The sequence below is a fragment of the Priestia sp. ABM2_011 genome (assembly GCF_056158845.1).
Genome location: NZ_JBSWUB010000001.1, coordinates 1,665,059 through 1,690,077 on the forward strand (window position 1 = coordinate 1,665,059; position 25,019 = coordinate 1,690,077).

Here is a 25,019-nt window from a genome sequence, read left to right on the forward strand (position 1 = left end):
CCACTTATGAATCGTAAAGCTTACTTTAAGGTATATGATAATCGATAGTTGAACGTTTTATCAAATTCTTTTTCAGTTATTTTTAAAAAAAATGGAACTTTTATACATTTTGACCGTAATAACAAGTAGACAATAAGAAACTTACTGTAAAAGGTTAAGTAAAGGGGATAGAGTAATGAAAAAAATAAAATGGATTAGTTTTATCCTGCTGCTGATTTCAAGCGGAGTGTTTTTTATCAATCATCAGTACGCCATTTTACTAGCGGCTTGGACCGCTTACGGAATGGCTTTATCAATCCTGGTTTATTTCTTTTCATACGGCATGAGTGATTCAAATCAGGAATAAAAACTGTATACACGTTTCTTATTGTCTTCAAAATAAAAGCAGAAAATGAAAGGATGGAAGAAATGGGAGAACTTTTTTGGATGATTTTGTTCGGAGCGTGTATTTGGGTGCCACTAATTTGGAATAAAATTGCGATTGGCAAGCGCATCGCACACGAAGAAAAGAAAGCAGGACGTGATTTAACAGGAGAAATCAATCCGTTTACGGGAGGAAGAATGTAAATAGGCGTAAAAAAGAGGCTGTGATAAAAGTATTTTCGTTGAATGAAGATCCGAATGATGAATTGAGATTCTTAATGCAGAATCAACGAGGAGGCTCACCGGCCGCCCGCGGAAAGCGAAGTCTTGCACGGAAATCAACAGCGGTGTAACAAGCAGTCCAGCTTATTTATCTCATTTGTTCATCTTTAGGTTAAAGTAATTTTGTTATGTTTCAGCCTCTTTAATTAATAAAGAAAACAATAGTTTAATTTTGTAATCAATAGTATAATTAACCATATTTATTTTGAATAGAAAGGCTGATGAAAAGGTGTCAACATTCTTTTTGGCCGGCATGATACTTGTGCTGGTGATGATTATTTTTTCGCGTACGCTGTGGGTTCCCAGCGGAGTGGTAGAACGTCTCAGCAAGAAAAAGTGGTTTCAAAACCACTGGCTGAGCGGAGGCTATTTATTTGGCATTAATGCTTTATATTTTGGCACTACGATATTTTTACTCTATCTTCTTATGTTTACAGATATCCCTTATTTACATCTTGTTCTTATGTTTTTAGCGACGATTGTAAGTATTCTCACGTGGAGCGCTTTTAGTACAGCGTGGACAGGGTCATTTAAAAACCGTCTTAAAATGGCTTTAACAGGAAGCAGCTTTTACTTGATCGTAGCATTGATCATGGTAATTCAGTGGCTAGGCGTTAAACCTCTGTATCCCAATGAAGATACGTTTATGCGAGCTTTAGTATGGATGCTTGGCTTTTTCGTTTCAGCCGTTGCTTTTAGTATATGTTTTATCTTCACTGCGTTTCTTGGAAAACGTTCACCGCGTGTGTCATGATATCATCCGCTTTTTAACGTTTTTTTCTAGTTAACTACTATTGACGAAAGCAGGGGTAAACGTGATTCGAGAAATTTTAGCTTCCGATGCATCCGCTTTTTTAGCGTTAAATAAAGAGCTTGATAAAGAAACCGCCTATATGCTGTACGAGGAAAATGAGCGTGCGACCACGCTTGAACAGCAGAAAAAAATGATTACAACTTTTTTAAAGATGCCGAACTCAACCATTTTAGTGGCGGAACAAGAAGGACAGCTCGTTGGTCATTTATCTGTGATTGTCGGAAGCGTTAACCGAAAAAAACACAGTGCATACTTAGCTGTTGGGGTGCTTCAATCTTACGGAAACCGAGGCATCGGCACTTCGTTGTTTAAAGAAATGGAGAAATGGGCAGCGCAGAGCGGCATTAAACGAGTAGAGCTAACGGTGATGACCCACAATGAACCGGCCATTTCGCTGTATAAAAAGATGGGTTTTGAAATAGAAGGGAAAAAAGTATGTTCACTCGTTGTAGATGAAAAATCAGTCGATGAATATTATATGGGGAAGGTTTTTGAAAAAACGTGCTTAAAGGAGAAATGAACATGGAAACGACGATTGTTAAGTTAAACGAATGGGTGGTAAAGCTTCCTAAAAAGCTTGAAGTACTCTCTGAAGCAGAGGCGTCAAACCGTCCTGCTCCTAAGAAATGGTCACCAAAAGAAATTGTGGGGCACTTATGTGACTCAGCCATTCACAATTTACAGCGCTTTATCAACGTGCAGCATGAAAAAAATCCTTGTGTACTGACGCCTTACAAACAAGATGAATGGGTAGAACTGCAGCACTATCAAGATACGTCCATGAAAGAAGTAGTTGCCCTATGGCGCAGCTTAAATAAGCAAATTGCTTCCGTTCTTTTGCATATGCCAATAGAAAAGCATATGTATCAATTCGAACTAGGAGATGGAAAGTTCGTTTCGCTCCAGTGGTTGGCTAAAGATTATATCGCTCATTTGGAGCATCATATCAAGCAAATCGACGCTCAAATGCCGCTAGGAGGCAAAGAGGATGAAAAAAGAACATAAAAAAGAAGAATCTCAGGTGAAAGTAGATTTTAGAGCAGGCCGCGCCTATGGTGATCATGAATACATAGGATCTTCGAAAAAAGGCGTGCTTCTTGCTTTGTTACCCGTTCTGATCATTGCTGGAGGTATATTTTTTTTGATGGTAAAATGATAAAAGCCGCATTATAGCGGCTTTTTTTCATAAAGGTGCTGGGTTTTGCTTCCTTCGGGATTGTTGGGGCTTTCTAGAGTGGAAAAGCTTGCGTGTTCTGCAACTATTTTAGCTGCAGAAGGAAGCGTTTCGACTCTTTCCCAAGATTCTGGATTCCACAGTTTTGATCGCTTGAATGCTTTGCTGCAGTGGAGAAAGCATTCTTGTACTTCGACGTCGATAGCGAGCAGCGGAGTTTCGTTGTGAACCGCCATTGTTTCAAGCATCGTTTTGTCTTTGACAATGCAAGCTTTGCCGTTAATCCGCAGCGTTTCTTCTATGCCTGGAATTAAAAAAAGCAGCCCTATTTGAGGATTAGATAAAATATTTTCCAATGAATCTACTTTTTGATTGCCGCGCCTCTCTGGAATCAACAGCCTTTTCTCATCGACGACTTGTACAAAACCAGCATGATCACCTCGTGGAGAGCTGTCGCAAATTCCTTTATGATCAGCTGTAGCGATGATGACAAAAGGGGAATGTTTAATAAATTCCCGGCAGTGTCGATCTAAATAAGGAATTATTTTTTGATGCGCCAATTTGTTAGGCACGCCGACTATACGTCGAAGCTCTTCCTTCGTTTTTACTCGTTCTTTAAAGTGACCGTTTTTCATTCCTCTTTTCACTCCTACAGTTTGCGTATACTGAAAATACCATTTTTACATATGAAATTCTATGTTTTTATATTAAAAAAACAGAAAAATCAGTATGTTGAAAAGAAGGAGAAGCATGGTAACGCTAATTTCGGTCTTTTTTTAAGTTTTTGATTGCGTTATCAAATATGTCATTAACCGTTTTCATATGTTCACTGACAAGATGGTCGGAGTCTTTTTCTCTCTGGCGCATGTCTTTTAACAAATCATCCATATCATCTAGCAAACTTTGAAAATACTCATCTTTTTGTTCTTCTTTCATTGTGGAATCGTCCATTTCATCAAGCTTATCGAGCTTATCTTCAATTTTTTTGAAGTATTCATCTCTCAAGAGTCTCACCTCATTTATAAAGTAGCTTTCTGCTTATTGTATGCAAAATGTTTGTTTGCATGAGTAAGAAGTAGAAAGGGTATAAAGAAAAAAGAGTCTAAAAAGCTCATTTGCATCTTAGTAGGTTACTTTTTAGTTCCCATATTACTTTAAAGTGCGTACTTTTTTTTCGTGTTTGTATGCTTCATAATAAATTTTGTCAGGGAATAATAAGACATTTAATAAATTGATTATACGAATCAAATTCTAAAATAGAGTTATAAAAATTTCAGGAGGTTTTATTCATATGAGAGAGATACTGCAGGGAAAACTAGGTTTTGGAACAGCACCACTAGGCAATATGTATCGCAATATTCCAGAAGAAGAGGCCATCGCAACGGTTGATGCTGCTTGGGAAAGCGGCATCCGTTACTTTGACGCAGCCCCTCTTTACGGAGCTGGCTTAGCAGAAATGCGACTTGGTGAAGCACTATCAAAAAGAAATCGCGATGAGTATGTGCTAAGTACAAAGGTAGGTCGCGTTATTTCAGATGAACTAGAAGACACATCTTCACGTGATATGGGAGAAAAAGGCGGGCTTTTTGAATTCGGCCGTAAAAATAAAATTATTAATGACTATAGCGCTGATGCAACTCTTCGTTCAATTGAGCAAAGCTTAAACCGTTTAAAAACAGATCGCTTAGACTTTGTGTATATTCATGATGTTGCACAAGATTTTTATGGAGATGAGTGGGTAGGACAATTTGAATCTGCTCGAACGGGCGCATTTCGTGTGCTTACACGTTTGCGCGAAGAAGGAGTTATAAAAGGATGGGGACTTGGAGTAAACCGAGTGGAACCAATCGAAATTATGCTGGAATTGGAAGAAGCAAAGCCCGATGTATCGCTGCTAGCTGGCCGATACACGCTGTTAGATCATGAACGTGCGCTGCAGCGAGTGATGCCCGAAGCTGTAAAGCATAATATGGACATCGTTGTCGGCGGACCATACAGCTCAGGCGTTCTTGCTGGAGGTACACACTTTGAATATCAAAAAGCGTCTTCAGACATTATGGCAAAAGTAGAAAAAATCAAAGCCATTGCAGATCGTCATCAGATCAGCATTAAGGCTGCTGCTGTACAGTTCTCGCTTGCTAATCCAGCGGTTGCTGCCGTTATTCCTGGCGCCAGTCGTCCAGAGCGTATTGCAGAAGACAAAGCGGCATTAAACACGGTAATTCCGGCAGCCTTCTGGGAAGAAATGCGTGAACAGCAGCTTGTAGCGTCTCATGCACCGCTGCCAATAAACATTAAATGAAGGTAGAACGGTAAATAGTAAGTAGAAAAAGAGGCTGAGGCAAAAGTATTTTAGACGAAGTGAAAAACGAACCATTGATCAAAATTTTTGATTAGTGGTTCGTTTTTTTTGTTAGGTGAACGTAGGTTTCATCTGTTTAAATCCTTCTAGCAGTTTATTGAAGGGCAAGACGAAGACTCCTGCGGGGAAAGCGGAACAGGTGAGACCCCGCAGGAACGCAAGTGACGAGGAGGCTCAGCGGCCTCCCGCGGAAAGCGAAGTCTTGCATGGAAATCAACTATCACAAGCGGTTCAGCTCATGTATGCCATTTGTGCGTCTTTAAATTGGATTCATCTTGTTATGTCTCAGCCTCTTTTTTTGTTTTGAGATAGGGATTTGTCATATATTTAGTAAGAATTGGTTAAATACGAACAATTTAAATGAATAATATTAAAATATTCGCTTTTTATATTGAATAACCATTTTGTATTTGATACATTTAGAAAGTGAAAAATATTGCTCGTATATGCTTGGAAATATGGTCTAAGTGTCTCTACCTGGTTCCCATTCAAAGAACTGGACTACGAGTTAAAGTATAAAAATGTTCGGTTTACCCAGACAGAAGCTGTATTCCGTACTTAATTTCTTATACTTTGACTCTAAAAAACGTAGACCATGAAACATGCTCTAGGTTTTTTTCTTTTGTCCAATCATCGAGTGTATGAAACAGCAAAACGAAATGGAGTGAAAGTAACGATCTATGAAAAACAAGATGTTAAAAACAGGTGCTTTATTTACTATTGGTATGGTTTTACTGCTATCTATACTTGCCGGGTGTAATTCAGCTTCAAAAAAAGAAGCCGGAGATAAACAGAAGCAGCAGCCTATTATTGTGCAAGGGCCGATGCCGATAGAAGCGCAGAAATTCGCTAAAAAATTAGAAAATGTAAAAGAAGAAAAGTCAGGGAATTTTGTTTTTTACAAAGGAACTGTCGACAATTATCCGGTCATTGTGGTTAAAACGGGAAAAGGAATGGAAAACACGGCAGCTGCTACAGCGATAGCTATAGAAAAATACCATCCTAAAGCAATTATCAACCAAGGAACATCGGGCGGGCATGATGAAAACCTGAACGTGTTTGATATTGTATTAGGAAAGCGAACAACGAATATAGGCTCTTTAAAAACAGAAGATAAAAAAGAAGGCGAAGGAATGGATCCTACTGCTTGGAAGCCGATGGATTTAATGGCTTCTGAAGGAAGCGCTGGAGAAGATCCTGATGCTGAAAAAGCTCGCTATTATGAAGGAGATAAGAAGTTACTTGCGGCTGCAAATGCAGTAAAAGATACATATAAAAAAGGAAAAGTGGTTGAAGGAACGATAGGATCAGCAGACACGTGGAATAACGAAGTGGATCGAATTAAGTGGTTCCATACTAAGTACGGGACGTCTGTAGAAGAAATGGAAGGCGCAGCGGCAGCGCAAATTGCAGGAAGCTACGACGTTCCATTCTTGGGTATCAGAGTGTTATCTAACAACAAAGTAAACAATGGAAAATATAATCCAAATACAGCAGCCGCTTGCCAAGACTATGTTTATGAAGTAATTAGACATTATATCAGCACAAACGCTAAGTAAATCTTTCTTTAAAAAAGCACCAGACCCTTTGTTTCCTTAACAAAGGGTCTGGTGCTTTTTTGGTCAAATAATTGAAAACGACTACGTATGGATTCTACCTATAGAAAGACTAGTTAAGATCTTTTTTAGTATTTTTAGTTTATCTATTCTTCACGCCGCTCATCAGTAAAAACAAAGGAATACGCATTCGACGCTCGTAAGTTTCAGCGCTGTCGAAATGTTCTTTTTGAGGACATGCTTCTTTTAAATTTGTAATGGTGAATCCACTTTGCTGCATCAAAGAAAAGTACTCTTCAAGCGTGCGATGATACTTTTGAACGTATCCACCCATCCAGTGCTGCTGACGGAATCCCATGAAGAAATAGTTGTCCACGGTCCAGTTTGTGCGGAGAGCGGAAGGCTGAAGAGTAGACGTAATAACTGGATGTTCAACGGAAAAAATAAACCTTCCTTCAGGTTTGAGTGCTTGATTTACTTTAGTGAAAATGGAAGCTAAGTCTTCTATATAGTGAAGAGACAGTCTTGCGGTAACTAAATCATATTTGTCACGGGGCGGAGTATAGTGCTCCATCGGTTCATGGATCACTTCTGCATTTGGATAGTTTGAAAGCTGTTGCTGAGCTGCATTTATCATATTGATAGAGCCGTCTACTCCGGTATAAGAGAAACAGCCTTGTGCAAGAAGCTCCGCACCAAATTCAGCGTTTCCACACCCTAAGTCTAAAATGTTTGCATCTGTAACATCACCTAGAAGCTGTAGAATAGCTGGTTTTTCAATCGTATCATTCGCATTTTCTTTTTGCTGCCGGCGTTTTGTATAGGCCAAAAACGTCTCGTCATTATCGTAAAATTCAGCTCCTGTTGAGATCTTCAACTAAATCAGCCTCCTCTATGCAAAGTATCTTATTATAATCATATATTCAAATTATTTACAATGATTTTGATGGATATGGAAATAGCGTTTTATTTTGGAGAAGTGCTATCATGTGGAGTAACAAACTTGTACACGTCTATGGAAGATAAGTCTAAAAGCTAAGAGTTGAGTATAGAAAGGGTCAGTCTATGCATAACTCTTAGCTTTTGCTTTGAAGTCGTAAGGAACCATTTGTTTTTGGCGTCGGTCTTATTTCGGTAACTTTTCAACAATTGCTGCGTCTATTTGCTGAGATAATGCGCTGCTAATCTCTTTTTCATGCTCTACTTTTTCTAAAATGAGCTGCTTATTACCTGTCTTGATTTTTAACATCGTACCTGAGTGGATGGAGAAATCATCTCGCAGCTTTTTAGGAATGGTAAGTCGAAAACGTTCATCAATTTTTCTAGATTGAGCCGTAAATATTAAAGTCGTTTTTTCACCGAAATTCATTTCGTATTTTTGAATCACAATGTTATTTTCTTTGTTAATAAAAAATTGAACCTCCATGTTTGCATCCAATTCGACTGACGTTAAAAGTTCAGAAGTGAGCTGAATCTGCCGTCCGGTTAATGTTGCATAATAAGGAGGAGGCGCCCCAGGTTTTTTTGAAAGCGCTATCGTTTTTTCGGCTCTTTTTTTCATAACAATTTGCTGTTCTACTACGTATAGTTCTACATAATCAAATGGCTTAAGTTCATAGTCATCTCGCAGGGATCTTGGAATGACTATTCTACCCATATGGTCAATTGTTCGAATGAAGATATGAGAAGGAACGGGGACATTTTCATCATGATGATCAATAATAATCCAATCATCACAGCTCCGTAAAAGAACTTTGTCGTTCGTCTCGAGTTTCGTTATTTGCATAAACAAAGAAGGAAGGGATACTCTTCCCATTTCATCAATTATACACTCTTCTTTTTTTGTACGCATCTTGCTACTTAATCCTTTCTAAAAACAGTTTAGATGGGGTATGTTACTTAAATTACACAGCATTTATTTCTTTGTCAAATGAAGCAAATGAGTATTTATTCATCCTACAGATTGCGAAATACAGGAAGTTTAACCGGGTTCAGTAGATGTACATGTGTCTCGTGTAAAGAATAATAATCTGAAGAAAACAGCTAATCTATTAATTAAAAAAAACATAGAAATAGAAGTGTTTTTCTTTCTTTTGGTTTTATTGTAGGAAAAAAAACCTTAAAAAGAGGTAGTATCTTTTTTAAAAAGAGTAGATAGAGGTTTTTAAACAAAAAAATACAGCGGAATTCAGTCTGAATAATGAATAGATTTATGCATATTAAGCCAAGAAAAAAATTTCACGCAATGCTTTTTTTACACCTTTTGGGCTCAAGTCATAGTTAAAGGATAAAGAAAAAAGCTCAATGTAATGAGCTTTGAGCTAATTTTATCGTTTTTCAACCAGCAGTAAGATGAAGGTAGCAAGCGGTCCTAAAGCAAGAGATAATAAGAACCAGTTCAGACCGGTTCGATTTTTACCTTGCGCTAATCCGGCATTAATTAGAGCCAGCGTTCCCCATCCTACAACGTATTGATTATCCATATGACACCCCGCTAATATTATTTCTTTATATGATTAACAAATTTTATATTAGCATAAATATCCATATTTTTGATTGGAATTCCTGAATTAGGTGGAAAAGCGGTGAATTTCTTCATGAAACAAAATTCCTGTTTTCCTCCACTCAGTGAAGGTAGTAGTGAATAAGAGAAGGGTGCACGTAGTACACGTGAACGTACTGAGGACGATGATAGTGAAGCTGATGCATATATTGATTCATAAGCCTTTGAATGGCGTCGTACACATTGGGCGGATAGCCGTAATAGCCGTGATGAATCCCAACTCGAAGCAAGGAAACGGGAGGCGTGTTATTGTTTTTGTACATTGTTCGGTGCTCTTCTGCGCGTTTAACCTTGCGCAGCTGCTCCGCCCGCCGCCGGCGCAGCTTTTCGCTGTCCTAGTTCTTGATCGAGTATAAAAATAGCTGCAGGGTTATTTTGAGCAATTTTTAAGCGGTCTACAATTGTCTGAGCCTGAGCTTCTTCATCGACTTGTTCTCTCAAAAAGTCCTGCACGATGACTAGGGTTTGAGGATCGTTCGCTTGGCTGATAAATTGAAACGCTTGACGATAAGAATTTGTGACGAACTTTTCATGCTCCAATACTTTTTGAAACGTTTCTAACGGTGTCCCAAACTCACTTGGCTGAGCAGGTAAAGAACTTAATTCAACCGTTCCGCCGCGGTCAACTAAGTAGTCAATAAGTTTTAGCATATGAGTGCGTTCTTCTTCAGACTGCAGGCGTAGCCAGCTGCCCATTCCTTTATAGTTTAATCGATTCATATAGTTAGACATAGCTAGGTACAAAGTTGAAGAGACGTGTTCAAGTTGAATTAAGTTATTGAGCAGTTTTTGAATTTGTTCGTTCATATTTGTTATTCCTCCTTAGGGAAAGAATTTCTTTCATATACTAGCTGCAACCCTCACGTTTTTTATGGTGAAAGAAATCTACAGTGATACTATATGTCACTTCTTTAAGTAGGTAACTTGCCCATCCTTTATTGGTGCTTCTTACTTACATAAAGGGGTTGTATAATATAGGAATAAACGTAGTTTAAAAGACTCTTTTTTTAGATGGTTAAAATTACCATGTTCTATTTAACCAATTTAATGATAAAATTGTCACTCTGTGCAATTTTAATTGGTATGAAGGAGTCAGAAAAATGAATATGCAACACGTATTAATACCTGGATTTGAAAAGCTCGCGAGCTTTGTTTTCTGGTATCCATTTATTATGTCTTTATTTTGGATTGCGGGCACGCTTATTTACATACGCTATCGCGACCGAGATCCTAAAGTTGATTTTTCAACAGTTGATTGGCCGTTAGTGAGCTTTTTAGTGCCTTGCTATAATGAAGAAGAAACGATTGAAGAAACGCTTAAGCACCTTTTGGCGTTAGATTATCCGTCTAAAGAAATCATCCTTATTAACGATGGAAGCACCGATGGAACAGCTGATATTTTAAAGGAAATCAGCAGGAATCACCCTGAAGTTCGTGTGATTCAGCTTTATAAAAATAAAGGAAAAGCCAACGCGTTGCATTTAGGTGCGCACGCATCTAAAGCTGAGTTTTTAATCTGCTTAGATTCAGACGCTATTTTAGATCAAGACGCTCCGTATTATCTAATCCATCATTTTCTTCATAAAGGGGAACGGCTGGGAGCCGTTACCGGAAATCCGCGCATTCGAAACCGTAATACGCTGCTGAGTCGCATTCAGCTAGTTGAGTATTCTTCTATTATCGGTTCTATTAAACGAACACAGCGAATTTTAGGAAAAGTAATGACGGTCTCAGGCGTAGTAGTGGCTTTTCGAAAGAAAGCACTTGTGGACGTCGGGCTGTGGGATCGTGACATGATTACGGAAGATATCGCCGTAAGCTGGAAGCTGCAGCAGCGCTTTTGGGATATCCGCTATGAACCGCGGGCATTGTGCTGGATGCTTGTGCCCGAAACCTTAAAAGGAATTTGGAAGCAGCGAGTACGTTGGGCTCAAGGTGGGCAAGAGGTAATGCTTCGCCACTGGAAAGTGTTATTAAAATGGAAGCAGCGCAGAATTTGGATTGTATACCTAGAGCAGTGGATCAGTACTCTTTGGTCATTCGCATGGCTGTTTGTGACGATCATGCTGCTTGTTACCGCGAGCAGTCCTCAAGACATACTGTTTTGGTTTACGTTTACGTCATTTTCCCTTGTATTTATGAGCTTAATTCAGCTGTTTATTGCGCTGAAAATTGATTCGAAATACGACAACGTGAAGCGGTATTACGTCTGGGCTGCATGGTACCCAGCGCTTTACTGGATTGTGAATACGATTGTGGTAGTGGGCGCATTTCCTCGTGCTATCAGATCTAGAGTGAAAGGAGGCTATGCCACATGGAGCAGTCCAGACCGCGGCTTAACGAAGAGCAAATCATGATTCAAGCCAAGCAGCCTCTTGCTCGATTCGTGATAAGCATCATTGTTTCATCTGTTTTTTGGCTGTATTGTGCCATTGTTCTTTGGTTTTTCCTTTCAGCTGTTATCGGCGTAAATGACCGTTACAGCGGGATATTAAAAATTGCGTTCAAAACGACGAACGGCGAAATTCGAACGTTTTTAGTAATTGGACTCGCTATTTTTTGCTTCTTTTTCCTGGCTCTGTTTTTATGGAGATTCTACAACAAAAAGAGATTTGGAAGCTTAAACCGACGAAAAGAGCCGGCGTATACGAGTATTAAAGATTTAGAGCGTCTTGAGCTTTTATCGAAGGATCAAATTCAAGAGCTTCAGCGTGCACAGTACATCGAGTTTGATGTTAATCCGTTAAAACATACTGAGGAGAGGAAGCACGCATGAAGAAATATGTATTCTTTCTTTTAATTGCGGCAGCGGTAGTTGGCTTTATTTTCTTTAAAGTAGTGAACTGGGAAGATAAGGCGAAAGCAACAACGACCGTGGAGCCAGCGCTTGAGACGAACGGATGCTTAGGCTTAAATTATCATCGCGTGCGCAAGCATAATTGGTTTAATCGAATTGTCAGCTCAGTTACAAAGTCTGACGAACTGACAGAGTACAGCGTCTACAGCAATGATTTTGAACAACAGTTAAAAAAGCTGAAGGAACTTGACGCTACGTTTGTTACGCCAAAAGATATTGAAACGTATCAGCAAAAAGGCACGTTTCCAAAACGCTGCGTATGGATTTCATTTGACGATATTGACCGTACCGTGTATCAAAACGCTTTTCCAATTTTGAAAAAGGAAAACATTCCGTTTACGCTATATGTAATCGCAGGACAAGTGGGAGCAGAGGACTTTCAAAATTTAAATATGGCTTCATGGAGTCAGCTAAAAGAAATGAAAGACAGCGGCCTTGCGACAATCGGTTCGCATACATATGATATGCACCGTTTAGAAGAAGACAAGCCTTTATTTCTGACGCCTGCTAAATACAGCGCGTTTGCTCGTGATTTACGAAAAAGCAAAGAAACGATTAAGAACCATTTAGGAATAGACCCCGTTTACTTTGCCTATCCATACGGCAATACGAATGATGACGTAGCTAAGATTGTGAAAGATGCTGGTTTTCACCAAGCAGCTATTTTAGCCCCTCATGTTATTACAAAAGACAACGATCCGTATTATCTTAACCGGATTGTTGTGTACAACAAAACCTTTCAATATCTTATTCTTCCGTGGCTGACGCGTACGAGCTCATGAGAAGAAAGTGAAAAAAGCCTCTGTCTAAAGCAGAGGCTTTTTTCTGTTTACCATCAAAAGGTATGTCAATTACGTGAAGAAAGTACACTTTCATTTCTATAAAAATCATTTTAATGTTACCATAGAAAAGTTGTGATAACAGATATGGATAAACGAAACTATCTATCAATCCTTTTACAAACTGCGTGTAAGAAGTTTGTAAAGGTGTAAAGAGGAAAAGCGGCAATTGTACGCTTACTATTTTACGAATGTAAGGCAATCGGACAAACTAATTCACTGTCCATTGCTAATTAAATTGTATTCATTATTCACGATTCCTCTCTATCATTTCGTCATGGGTTTTGTTTTATCGTTAAAATTTTGATAAAGGTGTATAGGATATGGAAAACAGGCATTTTGAATATAAATTTAAAGAAGCGCTGAAAAAACTAAATGATATTGAATTTGCATTAAATGAGTCATCTATTGTAGCTATTACAGATAATCAGCGGATTTATAAACCACGTAAACGATAAGTACTGCGAAACTTCCAAATACGAAAGGCATGAACTCCTCGGCCAAAATCATCGTATTATTAATTCGAAACTATCACTCAGAAACGGTTTTTTAAAGAGTTATGGAGTACAATTCAGCTCAGGTAAGGTCTGGCACGGAGAAATAAAAAACAAGGCAAAAGACGGCTCATACTACTGGGTAGATACAACTATTGTTCCATTTCTTAGATGAACGAAGGTCATCCGTATCAGTACGTATCTATTCGTAATGATATTACAAAGCGAAAAGCATATGAAGAAAAAATTAAGCAAATGGCTTATTATGATCACGTTAACTAATTTACCTAACCGCTACTGGTTAAACAAACAGCTAAAAAAACTGTTTTTAGATGAAGAATCTCCAGAACTGACTGGCTATTTTATTTTTAGATTTAGACCGCTTCAAATCAATAAATGATACGCTTGGCCATCACCGTGGAGATGTGCTTGCTTAAAAGCGCGTAGCAGATAGATTGAAGAATTGTATATCCATCCTGCTGATTTTATTTCACGACATGGAGGCGACGAGTTTATCCTAGTACTACACACGTTGAAAACTGATTGATGAAATAAAAAAAATCACTGAACAAATTATAAAAGAGGTGTCTCTTCCTTTCTACATAGATGGCCATAAATTTCTGGTTTCTACAAGCATTGGCATCAGCCTATTTTCAAAGGAATGTAAGCAACATGTTATTCCAGAAGACACATTGGTGAACTAATAGATGAAGCTAATTAAACAAGCAGATAGGGCTATGTATATAGCAAAACGAAATGGGCGAAACACATATGAAATGAGTTCTTCTTGCATCAAATGAAAAAACTCATTCAAAACTGATTAGCATGGAGAATGAGTTGAAAGTATGCGTTAGAAAGAAATGAGTTTCAGCTCGTTTATCAGCCGCTTGATCGATTTGAAAACGTCTGATGTCATAGGGGCAGAAGCGCTTATCCGCTGGAGTAGCGCAGAAATTTGGTATTGTCTACCCCAATGAATTTTTGCCCATTTTAGAAGAAGCTAGGATTGGTTGTACCAGTTGGCAAACTGGGTATTAGAACAGGCATGCAATCAAATGAAAATATGGACGGATATGTATTCTAGGGTTACTAAAATTGGCGTAAATGTATCGCCTATTCAATTGAAATCACCGGAATTTGTAAAAGATGTTGAAGATATCTTAAAAAAAACGGGACTTAATCCATTTTTTCTTGAAATTGAAATTACGGAAAACGTAATCCAATACAACCAAGATTTAAAAGAAGTCCTGATACCTCTCCAAAACTTAGGGATTAAAGTGGCCATGGATGATTTCGGAACGTGCTACTCTTCTCTCAGCTATCTTAAACACTTGCCAATCAATACGTTAAAAATTGATAAATCATTTATTGATGACTTAGATGAAGTTGGAAAAGTGCTGGTGGAAACGATTATTCAAATGGGGAAAAAACTTAAGTTTGCCCTATAGCCGCAGAAGGAATCGAAACCGAAGAACAGCTGCAGTTTGTGACGGAGACAAGGCTGTCATATCGGTCAAGGCTATCTATTTGATAAGCCGCTTTCTCCTGAGGAAATGAGCCGTTTGTTGAAATGAAGGAAAATCCTATGTACGGAAAGAAGCTCTTTAATAGAGCTTTTTTTATGGTTTTTAATCGTATGTAAGGAGTGAGAAAGTCGTGAAAGAGTACGTTGGAATCTGCACGATATGTCAAAAGAACGTGTACTGTTTAGAGGGATTTTTGAACGGTGTGGTTGTTGAAGGGAAGCTTGTCTGCTGTGCGTGTGAAGAAAAGGAGAAGCGTGACTCTCATAAAAACAAAAACTAGCTACCTGGGGTAGCTAGTTTTTGTTTACTGCGCATTCACTTTTTCAGCTTGCCAGTAATACTCGCTGAACACATCAGAAAAGGCTTTGACGGTATTTGTGAGTTCTTCCATATTGTTATCGACGCCGCCTACTTCAATTAAAATGGAGCGGTCGGATAAGTCTTGATTATACAGGCCGTTATTGCCGCTTGTTTTCTTTTTGCTTAATACTCCGCGGCTAAGGCCTGGATATTTTTCCTCTAGCTTTTCATGAATCGCTTTAGCCATTTTTACATTTTCATCAAATTTCGGATTCGCTTCACCTAATACAATCATTATTTTAGCGTACGATTTGCCGTTGATAGTAGCCGTTGTTTTTTCTTGACGTAGTGAATCACGATGAATATCAATTAAATAATCGACGTCTTGGTTTTGCTGAAGAGCTGTTTCCACCACGCTTCGAGACATCGCATAGGCTCGTCCTGTACCCCAGCCTTTTTCATTCAGCTTTTGCGTCATGTTGGTTGTATCTACTTCCGATCCGATTCCGTCTGCTTTTAATTCCATTCCTAGCATTTGACCAACGAGCGTGATGTTGGTTTTGTTATCTACTGCTTTATTTTCGTTCGCTTCACCTGGCATACCAAGTAAAGGGAAATAAGATTCCCAGCTGTGCGTGTGGTAGATGTACACAACTTTTCTGTCTCCCGTGCTTTGCTTAGCTTGTGTTTGAGACTGTTTTTTGCTTTCTTCGTACGTTTTGCTTTCAGCAGGATCCAAATCACGCTCTCCAGAAATGCTTTCGAGAGGAGGAGCCGATTCATGAGGAATCGTGGTATAATCCGTTCCTTCACCGGCTAACAGAATATGAGAATCAAAAATAGAAAAGCCGGGCAGTTCTGATCCAAATAGACTTCTTGTATCCGCCACGCGAATATTCGTCGCAAGCTGCAGGGCGACAGAAGAAAGAGGAGGCGGGGAGAAGTCTTCTTCAAAGGCATGAGAGAAATGATGGTTTTCCGTATGCATGAAGTAGAACAAGCTTTGAGCTTTATAATTTGATAGCGCTTGATAGACAACGTTCGAGCGCAGCGTATGCTGAAGAGTTGAATACGTGACGGTAAAAATAGCGGCAGATGTTAACAGAACAAATAGTATAGCGATAATTAATGATTTATAAGAAAGAATCCAAAAAAGCTTTTTAGGCTTTTCAGTGAACTTTTTTTTCATAGAGTAAACCTCCTCTAATAAAATTTTGAAATCAGCGAATAAGAACTCTAAGAGGAGAATGTTATGTATCTACTATTTACTCTATTAAAAAGAAAAAGAAATATGATAGAAACCATGATATTTAACACAATATAAAAAAGGTTATAGTAGGGCATACTATAAAAAAACGGTGCATATTGGAGCTGGTTAGATGAACGATTCATGGGTTTATCATCATTTTATTAATACACTGTTATTTCCTTTAACGATGTTTGGCGTGGCGTTTTGTGTACTGGGGCTATTGCTATACATGCTGTGGAAAGAAAAGCAAAAAGAAGGACCAAAAGAAAACAAGAGCTCTTAAATAAGAGCTCTTGTTTTGTCGAACACTCAGTTAGAAAAAGGAAGATTCACTTTCTCTAAGAACTCAATTCGGTTGTCAAAAGGATCAGCCACGTAAATTCTTTCGACGCCGGGAATGTTTTGGTCTTCTATAAAAGGAATACCGAAGCTAGTCAGATGATCTTTGAACGCAGGTAGATTTTTAACGTGAAAGCCTGGATGCGCTTTTTTAGCGGGTGAAAAGGCAGGTTCCACACCAATATGCAGCTGATAAGAACCGAATTCAAACCACACGCCGCCGCGCTTTTTTAGACTTTCCGGCTTTTCAATTTCTGTTAAGCCAAGAACGGTTCCAAAAAAGTGTCGTGCTTTGCTTTCTGAATGCGGTGGTGCAGCTAGCTGAATATGATCAATATGCGTTAGTGTAAAAGTCATAAACATTCCCCCTTAACTAGTAGAGTACTAGTTAAGTTTACGTGATGTATCACTGTAAATAAATGATAAAAAGTTGATGTGTTTCATAAGAAAAACTTATTATTTTATATACATATAACACCAAATGAGGTATATTTTATTTTGTTGTTATTTAGAAGAATTGGAGATTAATATGGAATATCACTATACGTTAACAAAAGATGATTATGTGGCTTTTAATATGCATCATGCTCAACATTCGGAAAGAGTACAAAAAGTGCTGAAAGTTCAGCGATGGATGTCGCTTATTTTTCTTCTTATTCCTTTGCTTGTTTCGTGGGTTGAAGGAGAGTTTTTACTTGGCATGTTCGTAGCATTTGCGCTGCTTGCGGTTCTTTGGTTTTTATTTTATCCGAAATATTTTTACGGAAGTATTAAAAAGAACATTATAAAGGTAATAAATGAAGGAGATAACAGCAGTCTGACAGGTGAGCATACTATGATGGTTACAGAAGATGGCTTGGTAGAGAAAAGCTTAAAAGGAGAAGTGAAGACTCCTTGGTCAAGCATCACTCAAATTAGAGAAACCGATGAACATATCTTTATTCTTGTTAGCGCAATGAGCGGATATGTTATTCCTACAAACACATTTTCAGATGTAAAAGCGCTACAGCAGTTTAAAGAAACGCTGAATGCTGCAAGAAAAACAGGCTGAGTAGTAAAAGTAATGTAAAAAACGCTCTCTTAGAAAAGTATCTAAGAGGGCGTTTTTTTAACAGCAGTCCCAGTTATACAAAACATCTTTAAAGTTACGGTTGCGAAGGTCTTTTTCTTTAATAAAGAAATTGGCCACTCCTGCATCGCCAAACATAATTTCCGCTTCGTCGTCCATGGCAAATTGAAGAAGCAAAACATTGTATGCTCGCAGCGCTTCATCGTAGTCCCTTGGATCAGTTTGAGTGAAAAAAGCGTATCCGCCCATTTTATGATACTCGCCCGTCACTTCATCCCAGTAGATTTCTTCCGTTTCTTCATCGTCAAAAAAACCTGGTTCTACAGCGTTATAGCGATAGTCAGTAGGGGAAACGGGTTCGCTTCTTATTTCAAACTGTAAGCCCACTTCTTGAGGAATAGGAAACATATCTCGGTCAATGTCTTCAAGATACGAAAAATCGGTTGTTAACTTTTTTTCGTCAGTTATTACGTCTTCATAAAAAACGACGCGAAAGTCTTTTTGAGATGTAGGATGGTCAAATTCAAGTCCGTACACATCGCCGGCGTTTTCATTATCAGCTCCACAAATAAAAAATTGAAGCATGCCTTGAGAGGGCATATTTTCATAGGAAGGCACGTCAGAAAAATTGATTTGTGCCATCAGGAGCATCGGCTTGCCCTGAGAATCAAGAGGATGATTTGCTTCTAGAGGAAGGTAAGGGTTGCCGCCAAACTTGCTTTCATATAATTTTGGACTGTTCATGACCGTATGGATGTGGATATAAGGTTTACATGTTTTTTCGATTTCTTTTCGGTAAGGTTCTAGCTTGGGAGGCAGTGCTAATTTTAATAGAGGATTCATATGTACTCTCCTTTTTGTTTGTAATGAAAAGAACGTTTGTTCGTATTTTTATTTTATCGTAATACATACGAAAAGGGAAGAGAAATCGTATAAAAAAACCCCTTTGCAGAAGCATCCGCAAAGGGCACAAAGAAATGATAGCGTTTTCATTACGAACCTTACTAAATGAACTGCTTATTTAGAAAAGAATCCTTTTAAAGCAAATGCGACATTTTGTGGTCTTTCCGCTAAGCGGCGCATAAAGTAGCCAAACCAGTCGTTGCCAAAGGGAACGTATACGCGCATTGTATAGCCTTCTTTTGCAAGGCTAAGCTGCATATCTGTTCGGAATCCGTACAGCATTTGAAATTCAAACTGCGTGCGCGGGATGTTATTTTTGTGAGCGAACTCTTTTACTTTTGCAATAATATTGTGGTCGTGAGATGCAATAGCCGTGTATGTTCCACTGAGCAAATGCTCTTCGATAATTCGCATATAGTTCTCATCAATTTGGGCTTTGTCTTGAAACGCCACGGTTGGTGATTCTTGATACGCGCCTTTTACCAATCGAAGAGGAATGCCTTTTAGCTCTTTTACATCTTGTTCAGCGCGGAACAGGTAAGCTTGAATAACCGTTCCAACATTATCAAACGTCTCGCGAAGCTCTCGTAAAATATCTAGCGTCATTTGACAGTGAGCATAGTCTTCCATGTCGATTCGAACAAAGTTATCGTATTTTTTCGCCGTTTCAAGAATGCGGCGCATGTTCTCAACGCAAAAGCTGCGGTCAATATCCAAACCAAGCTGCGTCATTTTGACAGATAAGTTGCACGTTACACCGGCTTGGCCCATAGCTTCTAGTGTTCTGATGTTATATTGAGTTGCTTCGATAGCTTCTTCTCTGCTTGAAACAAATTCCCCTAAATGATCAAGCGTACAAACAAGCCCTTTTTCATTCAATTCCCGTACTTTTTTGATCGCATGTTCAATTGTGTCGCCAGCTACCACTTGAGCTGCACCAAAGCGAAGACCCCATTTTTTCGCCGCTTTGTTTAGCGCTTTATTTTGGGAAGCGTGAAGAAACACATTTTTAGATACCTCTGCTAACATAAATATCTCCCCCTATAGAAAAAATCCCTTGTTGTTTTAAGATAGAGCAGCCTAGGGCTGCTCTACTGAGTATTAAAGCGTTGTGCTTGTTGTTTTTGCTTGCAGGTGCAGAATCAAGTAATCAGGACCGCCAGCTTTTGAATCTGTTCCTGACATATTAAATCCGCCAAACGGCTGGTACCCAACGATGGCACCTGTACAACCGCGGTTGAAATAAAGGTTTCCAACGTGGAACTCTTCTTTCGCACGCTCAATGTGTTCAGGCGTATTTGAAAGAAGGGCACCTGTTAAACCGTAGTCAGTGTTGTTCGCAATTTCCATCATATGATCGAAGTCGCGCGCTTTGCAGAATGCTACGACTGGGCCGAAGATTTCTTCTTGCATTAAACGTGCTTTTTCATCTACATCTGCAATGATCGTAGGCTGGATGAAGTAGCCTTTTGAATCATCTGCTTCTCCGCCCGTCATTAAACGGCCTTCTTCTTTACCGATTTCAATGTACTTTGTAATTTTGTTGAAAGAAGCTTGATCAATAACAGGTCCCATATACGTGTTCACATCTTCAGGGCTGCCCATTGTTAATGTTTTTGTGAGCGCAACTGCTTTTTCAAGAACGATATCGTATACGTCTTGGTGAACAACCGCACGAGAACCTGCTGAACACTTTTGTCCAGAGAAGCCAAATGCTGAATACACAATAGAAGAAGCAGCTAAATCTAAATCAGCATCTTTATCTACAACGACCGTGTCTTTACCACCCATTTCAGCAATAACGCGCTTTAGCCAAATTTGACCAGGCTGTACTTTTGCTGCGCGTTCATAGATGCGGCAGCCTACTTCACGCGAGCCTGTAAATGAAACAAAGCGTGTTTTTGGATGATCTACTAAATAGTCGCCAATTTCGCTTCCGCTTCCCGGCACGTAGTTCAGTACGCCGTCTGGAAGGCCGGCTTCTTTCATTACTTCTACAAATTTTGCTGCGATAACCGGCGTGTTGTTTGCTGGTTTTAATAGAACTGTATTTCCTGCTACGATCGCTGCTGCTGCTGTTCCAGCCATGATCGCTAGCGGGAAGTTAAACGGTGAAATAATAACGCCGACACCAAGCGGAATGTAGTTAAATTTATTTTCTTCACCTTCGCGGCTCTCAACAGGCGCGCCGTCTTTTAGCTGCACCATTTGGCGAGCGTAGTATTCAAGGAAGTCAATTGCTTCTGCTGTATCAGCATCTGCTTCATTCCACGGCTTTCCTGCTTCTTTTACAAGGTAAGCTGAAAATTCATGTTTGCGGCGGCGAATGATGTCCGCTGCGCGGAAAAGAATGTCAGCGCGAGCTTCCGGCGCTTCTTTTTTCCATGTATTAAATGTAGAAAGTGCTGCTTGCATTGCTTTTTCAGCCAGGTCTTGATCTGCTTTTGACACGCGTCCGATAACTTCTGCTTTATTTGCTGGGTTAATGGACTGAATTTGATCTTCTGTTGTAATGAATTCTCCGCCAATTACAAGAGGATAGTCCTTTCCAAGCTCTGATTGTACAAGTTCTAATGCAGATTCAAACGCATCTTTGTTTTCAGCAACCGTAAAGTCCGTGAAAGGCTCGTGTTTGTATTGTTTGATTTCGTTAATATTCATTGTGTTCATTTTCATTACCCCTTTTTTAGAAAATTTACAACATAATTAATATTCCAACACCCTATACCTGTATTATAATCACCTTATTCTCGTTTTGTACATAGTTTTTTAACAAAAATGTTCAAAAATTTTTAAAATAAACACTTTTGTTTAAAAAGCCAATAAAACGATGTTTTTTATAGTGATTTTGAACAAAAAGAAAAGAAAGGGATATGAGTAAGTAGATGAAAAGATGTTTTGAAGTGAAGAATTACGATAAAAGAAAGAGTTTATCGATAGTAAGGTAAAATACTTTTTCGATCAAAAAACAATAGACAAAGTTGTTCAAAATAAATTATCATATAATTCGAAAAGTGATTTTGTCGAATGAAGCTGACTTTTGCGTTAAGTGAAAGCTTCATTTGCATGCACAGATAGAAGGAGGGTAGGAAAACGGCAGTTATTTGTCCATGATTTTGTAAGGGCTTACATATTTAACGCGCGATGCGAAGAACGTGTAATTCTTTAAATGACGGTTTCTATGAGGAGGATTTTAATATGAGTCATCAACCGCCTGAGTTAAAAAAAGAATTAAAAATTCGACACATAACCATGATTTCTTTAGGAGGAATCATTGGTGCCGGTTTGTTCATTGGAAGCGGATCGCTTATTAACGCAGCAGGTCCTGGTTCCATTTTTTCGTACGCGTTTGCCGGTTTGCTGGTGATTTTAGTGATGCGAATGCTGGGGGAAATGTCTACGGCTAATCCTTCAAGCGGTTCGTTCGCGACATATGCCAGAGAAGCGCTTGGACCGTGGGCTGGCTACACAATCGGCTGGCTATACTGGTTTTTCTGGGTAATTGTTATTGCTGTTGAAGCGATTGCTGGTTCAACGATTATTCAATACTGGTTTCCATCTCTACCGTCTTGGGGTGTGAGTCTGCTCCTGACATTTTTATTAACGTTAACGAACTTATACTCTGTTAAATCATTTGGTGAATTTGAATACTGGTTTTCGCTTATTAAAGTAGTTAGTTTAGTGCTGTTTTTACTTTTAGGGGGAGCGATCATCCTCGGTTTAATACCGGGAGTAGAGTCTCCGGGAGCGTCGAACCTTCTTCATAGAGGAGGATTTCTTCCAAATGGAATCAGCTCCGTCTTTTTAGGAGTGGCGATTGTGATGTTTTCTTTTATGGGAACAGAAATTGTCGCAACAGCGGCTGGAGAATCGGCTCAGCCTGAGCGAGCGATCACCATCGCAACAAATACCGTTATTTATCGTATTTTAATTTTTTATCTTGGGTCCATTTTAATCTTAGTAACAATCCTTCCGTGGGATTCTTCAAGCTTGATGAAAAGTCCGTTTGTTTCGATATTAGAGCTGGTAAACGTTCCGGCAGCTGCTCAAATTATGAACTTTATCGTACTGACTGCTGTTCTTTCTTGCTTAAATTCAGGTCTATATACGAGTTCTCGTATGCTTTACTCAATGGCGCAAAAAGGAGACGCGCCGCGCATGTTTTTGAAAGTGAATAAAAAAGGCATTCCGTTTAATTCCATTGTAGGATGTACCGTGATTTCTTACATCAGCGTTGGTTTTAACTATCTTTCACCTGATAAAATCTTTAAACGCATCGGGAGGCGTAGCGCTTCTTGTGTACCTTGTTATTGCTTTTTCACAGCTTCGCATGAGAAAGAAATACGAAAAAGAAAAGCCAGAAGCTTTAAAAATCAGAATGTGGCTGTTTCCTTATTTAACGTATGGAACGATTGCGGCGATCACAAGTATCTTTATTGCGATGGCATTTATTGATTCACTTCGCACTCAGTTTTATCTCACGCTGCTGATTGCTGTATTTGTGGTATGTTCGTACTTCTTTATGAAAAAGAAAAAAGATGATCATTCCCTATCAGGACAGGGGAATAAAAGAATCTCTTAAATAGAAGAGAAAATCATCACGAGGGGCTAGGAGGAAGTAAATTGGCAAACAAAGAGTTAAAAAGAGGGCTTGAATCTCGTCATATTCAAATGATTGCTCTTGGAGGAACGATCGGGGTAGGGTTATTTATGGGTTCAGCAAGCACCATTAAATGGACGGGGCCATCCGTCCTGCTTGCGTATGCTATTTGCGGCGTTTTTATTTTCTTTATTATGCGTGCAATGGGTGAAATGCTTTACTTAGAGCCAAGTACGGGTTCATTTGCGACATTTGGTCATAAATATATTCACCCGTTAGCTGGCTACATTACGGCTTGGAGCAACTGGTTTCAGTGGGTCATAGTCGGCATGGCAGAAATTATTGCTGTCGGAGCTTATATGCAGTACTGGTTCCCGCATTTGCCGGCGTGGGTTCCGGGAATTGTCGCCATGATCATTCTCGGTGCGGCAAATTTAATCTCAGTGAAATCGTTTGGAGAGTTTGAATTTTGGTTTGCAATGATTAAAATTGTTACGATTGTTCTCATGATTATTGCCGGTCTTGGCCTTATTTTCTTCGGTCTTGGAAACGGGGGAGAAGCGCTTGGACTATCGAATTTGTGGGCAAACGGCGGTTTCTTTACAGGCGGATGGTCCGGCTTTTTCTTTGCGCTGTCGCTTGTGATTGCTGCCTATCAAGGAGTAGAGCTTATTGGAATTACAGCAGGAGAAGCCAAAGATCCTAAAAAAACGTTAACAAGCGCGATTCAAAGCTTGATTTGGCGTATATTAATCTTTTATATCGGTGCCATCTTTATCATTGTAACGGTATATCCGTGGAACGAGCTGGACTCACTCGGCAGTCCGTTTGTTTCTACATTTGCGAAAGTAGGGATTACGGCAGCTGCGGGAATCATTAACTTTGTGGTCATTACAGCGGCAATGTCTGGATGTAACAGCGGAATTTTCAGCGCAGGACGCATGCTTTATACGTTAGGCGTAAACGGACAGGCTCCAGCGTTTTTTACAAAGGTTTCTCGAAACGGTGTACCTATTTATAGTACCGTTGCGGTAATGATTGGGCTAGCTGCGGGCGTTGTCTTAAATTATATTGCTCCGCCAAATGTTTTTGTGTACGTGTACAGCGCGAGCGTGCTTCCAGGTATGATTCCATGGTTTGTCATTCTTATTAGTCAAATTCGTTTTCGAAAAGCAAAAGGAGCGGCGATGGATCAGCATCCATTTAAAATGCCTTTTGCTCCTGTGACGAACTACGTAACCATCGCGTTTTTACTTATGGTGCTTGTAGGCATGTGGTTTAATGATGAAACGCGCATATCGCTGATTGTCGGGCTTATCTTTTTAGCTATTGTCGTGCTGAGCTACTATGTACTAGGTATCGGAAAGCGCACGGAAGTACGGTCTTCTGAAAGACGTAAGCTAGTGAAATAAATGATTTTGTAAGAGGGGCTGAAAAGCATTTTCTTTTTTTACTAATGAGGTGCATGGCAAGAAGGAAAAAGAAAAAAGAAAAAACCAGAGTCAAATCGGCGTGTTCAGGCATAAGATAATCCAACTCAAGCGAAATGCAAGCGGCGTTTTTCTTGAGGAAAGAGTAACTAAAGAAAAGGAAGTGTTCGTATGTCTGGAAACGCTGGATGTGGATATGGATCTGGTTTTGCTTTATTAGTTGTATTATTTATTTTATTAGTAATCATCGGCTGCAGCTGCTACGGCGGAGGCCTTGGCTGGTAATTCACTCATTTAAA

General features: G+C 39.3%; 33 protein-coding genes, 2 pseudogenes and 1 riboswitch. Of the genes and pseudogenes, 23 read left to right on the forward strand and 12 right to left on the reverse strand.

What is annotated here, in order from left to right:
• Positions 1-175 precede the first annotated feature (175 nt).
• From ACXAE4_RS08710 to ACXAE4_RS08740, 7 genes are all read left to right on the forward strand, one after another.
• Positions 176-346, forward strand: a complete 171-nt coding sequence (locus ACXAE4_RS08710) for a hypothetical protein (protein WP_186806718.1) — start codon at positions 176-178, stop codon at positions 344-346.
• Between the two features lie 62 nt (positions 347-408).
• The gene (locus ACXAE4_RS08715) at positions 409-567 is read left to right on the forward strand and encodes a hypothetical protein (protein WP_162213596.1); all 159 of its coding nucleotides are present in this window, start codon (positions 409-411) and stop codon (positions 565-567) included.
• Between the two features lie 20 nt (positions 568-587).
• A complete protein-coding gene (locus ACXAE4_RS08720; RefSeq protein WP_255256921.1) occupies positions 588-716 on the forward strand; it encodes a hypothetical protein in 129 nt (42 codons plus the stop codon).
• Between the two features lie 182 nt (positions 717-898).
• Positions 899-1,399, forward strand: a complete 501-nt coding sequence (locus tag ACXAE4_RS08725; RefSeq protein WP_289578969.1) for a hypothetical protein — start codon at positions 899-901, stop codon at positions 1,397-1,399.
• A 61-nt stretch (positions 1,400-1,460) separates the two neighbouring features.
• Complete coding sequence (locus tag ACXAE4_RS08730) at positions 1,461-1,979, forward strand: N-acetyltransferase family protein (RefSeq protein WP_475235861.1); 519 nt, start codon at positions 1,461-1,463, stop codon at positions 1,977-1,979.
• Between the two features lie 2 nt (positions 1,980-1,981).
• Positions 1,982-2,464, forward strand: coding sequence for a DinB family protein (locus ACXAE4_RS08735; RefSeq protein ID WP_289578275.1), 483 nt, complete (start codon positions 1,982-1,984; stop codon positions 2,462-2,464).
• On the forward strand, positions 2,448-2,615 hold the full coding sequence (locus ACXAE4_RS08740) for a hypothetical protein (protein ID WP_165636166.1): 168 nt from the start codon (positions 2,448-2,450) through the stop codon (positions 2,613-2,615). The genes ACXAE4_RS08735 and ACXAE4_RS08740 overlap by 17 nt, the downstream gene beginning before the upstream one ends.
• Positions 2,616-2,626: 11 nt before the next feature.
• Here ACXAE4_RS08740 and ACXAE4_RS08745 read toward each other — a convergent pair whose 3' ends face one another.
• Together ACXAE4_RS08745 and ACXAE4_RS08750 are read right to left on the reverse strand one after the other, a co-directional pair.
• Positions 2,627-3,268, reverse strand: coding sequence for an MSMEG_1061 family FMN-dependent PPOX-type flavoprotein (locus tag ACXAE4_RS08745; protein ID WP_289578273.1), 642 nt, complete (start codon positions 3,266-3,268; stop codon positions 2,627-2,629).
• A 124-nt stretch (positions 3,269-3,392) separates the two neighbouring features.
• Complete coding sequence (locus ACXAE4_RS08750) at positions 3,393-3,638, reverse strand: hypothetical protein (RefSeq protein ID WP_028409779.1); 246 nt, start codon at positions 3,636-3,638, stop codon at positions 3,393-3,395.
• Between the two features lie 286 nt (positions 3,639-3,924).
• Between ACXAE4_RS08750 and ACXAE4_RS08755 the strand changes: the two genes are divergently transcribed.
• The 3 genes and pseudogenes from ACXAE4_RS08755 (at position 3,925) to ACXAE4_RS08765 (ending at position 6,554) form a co-directional block, all read left to right on the forward strand.
• Complete coding sequence (locus ACXAE4_RS08755; RefSeq protein WP_165636167.1) at positions 3,925-4,935, forward strand: aldo/keto reductase; 1,011 nt, start codon at positions 3,925-3,927, stop codon at positions 4,933-4,935.
• A gap of 156 nt (positions 4,936-5,091) precedes the next feature.
• Positions 5,092-5,302: pseudogene (locus ACXAE4_RS08760) on the forward strand (hypothetical protein).
• 113 nt (positions 5,303-5,415) lie between these two features.
• Positions 5,416-5,519: riboswitch (purine riboswitch) on the forward strand.
• 156 nt (positions 5,520-5,675) lie between these two features.
• Entirely contained in the window at positions 5,676-6,554 is an 879-nt protein-coding gene (locus tag ACXAE4_RS08765) for a 5'-methylthioadenosine/S-adenosylhomocysteine nucleosidase (RefSeq protein ID WP_289578270.1), read from the forward strand.
• A 139-nt stretch (positions 6,555-6,693) separates the two neighbouring features.
• Here the strand turns inward: ACXAE4_RS08765 and ACXAE4_RS08770 are convergent, their stop codons facing one another.
• The 5 genes from ACXAE4_RS08770 to ACXAE4_RS08790 form a co-directional block, all read right to left on the reverse strand.
• Entirely contained in the window at positions 6,694-7,428 is a 735-nt protein-coding gene (locus tag ACXAE4_RS08770) for a class I SAM-dependent DNA methyltransferase (protein ID WP_165636168.1), read from the reverse strand.
• A 249-nt stretch (positions 7,429-7,677) separates the two neighbouring features.
• Complete coding sequence (locus ACXAE4_RS08775) at positions 7,678-8,403, reverse strand: AbrB/MazE/SpoVT family DNA-binding domain-containing protein (RefSeq protein WP_289578269.1); 726 nt, start codon at positions 8,401-8,403, stop codon at positions 7,678-7,680.
• Between the two features lie 475 nt (positions 8,404-8,878).
• On the reverse strand, positions 8,879-9,034 hold the full coding sequence (locus tag ACXAE4_RS08780; protein WP_014458731.1) for a hypothetical protein: 156 nt from the start codon (positions 9,032-9,034) through the stop codon (positions 8,879-8,881).
• 142 nt (positions 9,035-9,176) lie between these two features.
• Positions 9,177-9,377, reverse strand: a complete 201-nt coding sequence (locus ACXAE4_RS08785; protein ID WP_014458732.1) for a hypothetical protein — start codon at positions 9,375-9,377, stop codon at positions 9,177-9,179.
• 22 nt (positions 9,378-9,399) lie between these two features.
• Complete coding sequence (locus ACXAE4_RS08790) at positions 9,400-9,921, reverse strand: ferritin (protein ID WP_014458733.1); 522 nt, start codon at positions 9,919-9,921, stop codon at positions 9,400-9,402.
• 293 nt (positions 9,922-10,214) lie between these two features.
• On the opposite strand from ACXAE4_RS08790, the gene pgaC reads away from it, so the two are divergent.
• The 7 genes from pgaC (at position 10,215) to ACXAE4_RS08825 (ending at position 14,752) form a co-directional block, all read left to right on the forward strand.
• A complete protein-coding gene (gene pgaC, locus ACXAE4_RS08795; protein WP_289578267.1) occupies positions 10,215-11,471 on the forward strand; it encodes a poly-beta-1,6-N-acetyl-D-glucosamine synthase in 1,257 nt (418 codons plus the stop codon).
• A complete protein-coding gene (gene pgaD / locus ACXAE4_RS08800; RefSeq protein ID WP_165636170.1) occupies positions 11,429-11,890 on the forward strand; it encodes a poly-beta-1,6-N-acetyl-D-glucosamine biosynthesis protein PgaD in 462 nt (153 codons plus the stop codon). Before pgaC ends, pgaD begins: the two co-directional genes overlap by 43 nt.
• The gene (icaB, locus tag ACXAE4_RS08805) at positions 11,887-12,753 is read left to right on the forward strand and encodes an intercellular adhesin biosynthesis polysaccharide N-deacetylase (protein ID WP_028414957.1); all 867 of its coding nucleotides are present in this window, start codon (positions 11,887-11,889) and stop codon (positions 12,751-12,753) included. Before pgaD ends, icaB begins: the two co-directional genes overlap by 4 nt.
• Before the next feature lie 380 nt (positions 12,754-13,133).
• The gene (locus ACXAE4_RS08810) at positions 13,134-13,268 is read left to right on the forward strand and encodes a hypothetical protein (RefSeq protein WP_475235869.1); all 135 of its coding nucleotides are present in this window, start codon (positions 13,134-13,136) and stop codon (positions 13,266-13,268) included.
• The gene (locus tag ACXAE4_RS08815; protein ID WP_475237323.1) at positions 13,249-13,479 is read left to right on the forward strand and encodes a PAS domain-containing protein; all 231 of its coding nucleotides are present in this window, start codon (positions 13,249-13,251) and stop codon (positions 13,477-13,479) included. Before ACXAE4_RS08810 ends, ACXAE4_RS08815 begins: the two co-directional genes overlap by 20 nt.
• A 184-nt stretch (positions 13,480-13,663) precedes the next feature.
• Complete coding sequence (locus ACXAE4_RS08820) at positions 13,664-13,741, forward strand: diguanylate cyclase domain-containing protein (RefSeq protein WP_475237325.1); 78 nt, start codon at positions 13,664-13,666, stop codon at positions 13,739-13,741.
• A gap of 582 nt (positions 13,742-14,323) precedes the next feature.
• Positions 14,324-14,752: an EAL domain-containing protein gene (locus ACXAE4_RS08825; RefSeq protein ID WP_475235872.1), complete on the forward strand. Its 429-nt coding sequence runs from the start codon at positions 14,324-14,326 to the stop codon at positions 14,750-14,752.
• Between the two features lie 382 nt (positions 14,753-15,134).
• Here the strand turns inward: ACXAE4_RS08825 and spoIIP are convergent, their stop codons facing one another.
• Entirely contained in the window at positions 15,135-16,319 is a 1,185-nt protein-coding gene (gene spoIIP, locus ACXAE4_RS08830) for a stage II sporulation protein P (RefSeq protein ID WP_034271278.1), read from the reverse strand.
• Positions 16,320-16,509: 190 nt separating this feature from the next.
• On the opposite strand from spoIIP, the gene ACXAE4_RS08835 reads away from it, so the two are divergent.
• Positions 16,510-16,662, forward strand: a complete 153-nt coding sequence (locus ACXAE4_RS08835) for a hypothetical protein (RefSeq protein ID WP_169746682.1) — start codon at positions 16,510-16,512, stop codon at positions 16,660-16,662.
• 26 nt (positions 16,663-16,688) lie between these two features.
• Here ACXAE4_RS08835 and ACXAE4_RS08840 read toward each other — a convergent pair whose 3' ends face one another.
• Entirely contained in the window at positions 16,689-17,075 is a 387-nt protein-coding gene (locus ACXAE4_RS08840; protein ID WP_155010483.1) for a VOC family protein, read from the reverse strand.
• Positions 17,076-17,247: 172 nt separating this feature from the next.
• Between ACXAE4_RS08840 and ACXAE4_RS08845 the strand changes: the two genes are divergently transcribed.
• Positions 17,248-17,769, forward strand: a complete 522-nt coding sequence (locus tag ACXAE4_RS08845) for a YcxB family protein (RefSeq protein WP_224980470.1) — start codon at positions 17,248-17,250, stop codon at positions 17,767-17,769.
• 57 nt (positions 17,770-17,826) lie between these two features.
• Here the strand turns inward: ACXAE4_RS08845 and ACXAE4_RS08850 are convergent, their stop codons facing one another.
• From ACXAE4_RS08850 to pruA, 3 genes are all read right to left on the reverse strand, one after another.
• Complete coding sequence (locus ACXAE4_RS08850) at positions 17,827-18,630, reverse strand: YwqG family protein (protein WP_155010481.1); 804 nt, start codon at positions 18,628-18,630, stop codon at positions 17,827-17,829.
• Between the two features lie 174 nt (positions 18,631-18,804).
• Positions 18,805-19,719, reverse strand: coding sequence for a proline dehydrogenase family protein (locus ACXAE4_RS08855; protein ID WP_033579975.1), 915 nt, complete (start codon positions 19,717-19,719; stop codon positions 18,805-18,807).
• A 72-nt stretch (positions 19,720-19,791) separates the two neighbouring features.
• On the reverse strand, positions 19,792-21,360 hold the full coding sequence (gene pruA / locus ACXAE4_RS08860; protein WP_028414951.1) for an L-glutamate gamma-semialdehyde dehydrogenase: 1,569 nt from the start codon (positions 21,358-21,360) through the stop codon (positions 19,792-19,794).
• A 582-nt stretch (positions 21,361-21,942) separates the two neighbouring features.
• On the opposite strand from pruA, the pseudogene ACXAE4_RS08865 reads away from it, so the two are divergent.
• From ACXAE4_RS08865 to ACXAE4_RS08880, 4 genes and pseudogenes are all read left to right on the forward strand, one after another.
• Positions 21,943-22,965: pseudogene (locus ACXAE4_RS08865) on the forward strand (amino acid permease); the annotation flags it as partial.
• A gap of 22 nt (positions 22,966-22,987) precedes the next feature.
• Complete coding sequence (locus ACXAE4_RS08870) at positions 22,988-23,272, forward strand: hypothetical protein (RefSeq protein WP_475235876.1); 285 nt, start codon at positions 22,988-22,990, stop codon at positions 23,270-23,272.
• Positions 23,273-23,313: 41 nt separating this feature from the next.
• The gene (locus ACXAE4_RS08875) at positions 23,314-24,702 is read left to right on the forward strand and encodes an amino acid permease (RefSeq protein WP_028414949.1); all 1,389 of its coding nucleotides are present in this window, start codon (positions 23,314-23,316) and stop codon (positions 24,700-24,702) included.
• A 189-nt stretch (positions 24,703-24,891) separates the two neighbouring features.
• Positions 24,892-25,005, forward strand: a complete 114-nt coding sequence (locus ACXAE4_RS08880) for a YjcZ family sporulation protein (RefSeq protein ID WP_080754474.1) — start codon at positions 24,892-24,894, stop codon at positions 25,003-25,005.
• Positions 25,006-25,019: the final 14 nt, after the last annotated feature.

Bases quoted from the DNA above. Each gene is read 5' to 3' on its own strand.
- ACXAE4_RS08710 (WP_186806718.1), top strand. From the start codon at position 176: ATGAAAAAAATAAAATGGATTAGTTTTATCCTGCTGCTGATTTCAAGC.
- ACXAE4_RS08715 (WP_162213596.1), top strand. From the start codon at position 409: ATGGGAGAACTTTTTTGGATGATTTTGTTCGGAGCGTGTATTTGGGTG.
- ACXAE4_RS08725 (WP_289578969.1), top strand. From the start codon at position 899: ATGATACTTGTGCTGGTGATGATTATTTTTTCGCGTACGCTGTGGGTT.
- ACXAE4_RS08735 (WP_289578275.1), top strand. From the start codon at position 1,982: ATGGAAACGACGATTGTTAAGTTAAACGAATGGGTGGTAAAGCTTCCT.
- ACXAE4_RS08740 (WP_165636166.1), top strand. From the start codon at position 2,448: ATGAAAAAAGAACATAAAAAAGAAGAATCTCAGGTGAAAGTAGATTTT.
- ACXAE4_RS08745 (WP_289578273.1), bottom strand. From the start codon at position 3,268: ATGAAAAACGGTCACTTTAAAGAACGAGTAAAAACGAAGGAAGAGCTT.
- ACXAE4_RS08755 (WP_165636167.1), top strand. From the start codon at position 3,925: ATGAGAGAGATACTGCAGGGAAAACTAGGTTTTGGAACAGCACCACTA.
- ACXAE4_RS08765 (WP_289578270.1), top strand. From the start codon at position 5,676: ATGAAAAACAAGATGTTAAAAACAGGTGCTTTATTTACTATTGGTATG.
- ACXAE4_RS08775 (WP_289578269.1), bottom strand. From the start codon at position 8,403: ATGCGTACAAAAAAAGAAGAGTGTATAATTGATGAAATGGGAAGAGTA.
- ACXAE4_RS08780 (WP_014458731.1), bottom strand. From the start codon at position 9,034: ATGGATAATCAATACGTTGTAGGATGGGGAACGCTGGCTCTAATTAAT.
- ACXAE4_RS08785 (WP_014458732.1), bottom strand. From the start codon at position 9,377: ATGTACAAAAACAATAACACGCCTCCCGTTTCCTTGCTTCGAGTTGGG.
- ACXAE4_RS08790 (WP_014458733.1), bottom strand. From the start codon at position 9,921: ATGAACGAACAAATTCAAAAACTGCTCAATAACTTAATTCAACTTGAA.
- pgaC (WP_289578267.1), top strand. From the start codon at position 10,215: ATGAATATGCAACACGTATTAATACCTGGATTTGAAAAGCTCGCGAGC.
- pgaD (WP_165636170.1), top strand. From the start codon at position 11,429: ATGGAGCAGTCCAGACCGCGGCTTAACGAAGAGCAAATCATGATTCAA.
- icaB (WP_028414957.1), top strand. From the start codon at position 11,887: ATGAAGAAATATGTATTCTTTCTTTTAATTGCGGCAGCGGTAGTTGGC.
- ACXAE4_RS08810 (WP_475235869.1), top strand. From the start codon at position 13,134: ATGGAAAACAGGCATTTTGAATATAAATTTAAAGAAGCGCTGAAAAAA.
- spoIIP (WP_034271278.1), bottom strand. From the start codon at position 16,319: ATGAAAAAAAAGTTCACTGAAAAGCCTAAAAAGCTTTTTTGGATTCTT.
- ACXAE4_RS08835 (WP_169746682.1), top strand. From the start codon at position 16,510: ATGAACGATTCATGGGTTTATCATCATTTTATTAATACACTGTTATTT.
- ACXAE4_RS08840 (WP_155010483.1), bottom strand. From the start codon at position 17,075: ATGACTTTTACACTAACGCATATTGATCATATTCAGCTAGCTGCACCA.
- ACXAE4_RS08845 (WP_224980470.1), top strand. From the start codon at position 17,248: ATGGAATATCACTATACGTTAACAAAAGATGATTATGTGGCTTTTAAT.
- ACXAE4_RS08850 (WP_155010481.1), bottom strand. From the start codon at position 18,630: ATGAATCCTCTATTAAAATTAGCACTGCCTCCCAAGCTAGAACCTTAC.
- ACXAE4_RS08855 (WP_033579975.1), bottom strand. From the start codon at position 19,719: ATGTTAGCAGAGGTATCTAAAAATGTGTTTCTTCACGCTTCCCAAAAT.
- pruA (WP_028414951.1), bottom strand. From the start codon at position 21,360: ATGAACACAATGAATATTAACGAAATCAAACAATACAAACACGAGCCT.
- ACXAE4_RS08880 (WP_080754474.1), top strand. From the start codon at position 24,892: ATGTCTGGAAACGCTGGATGTGGATATGGATCTGGTTTTGCTTTATTA.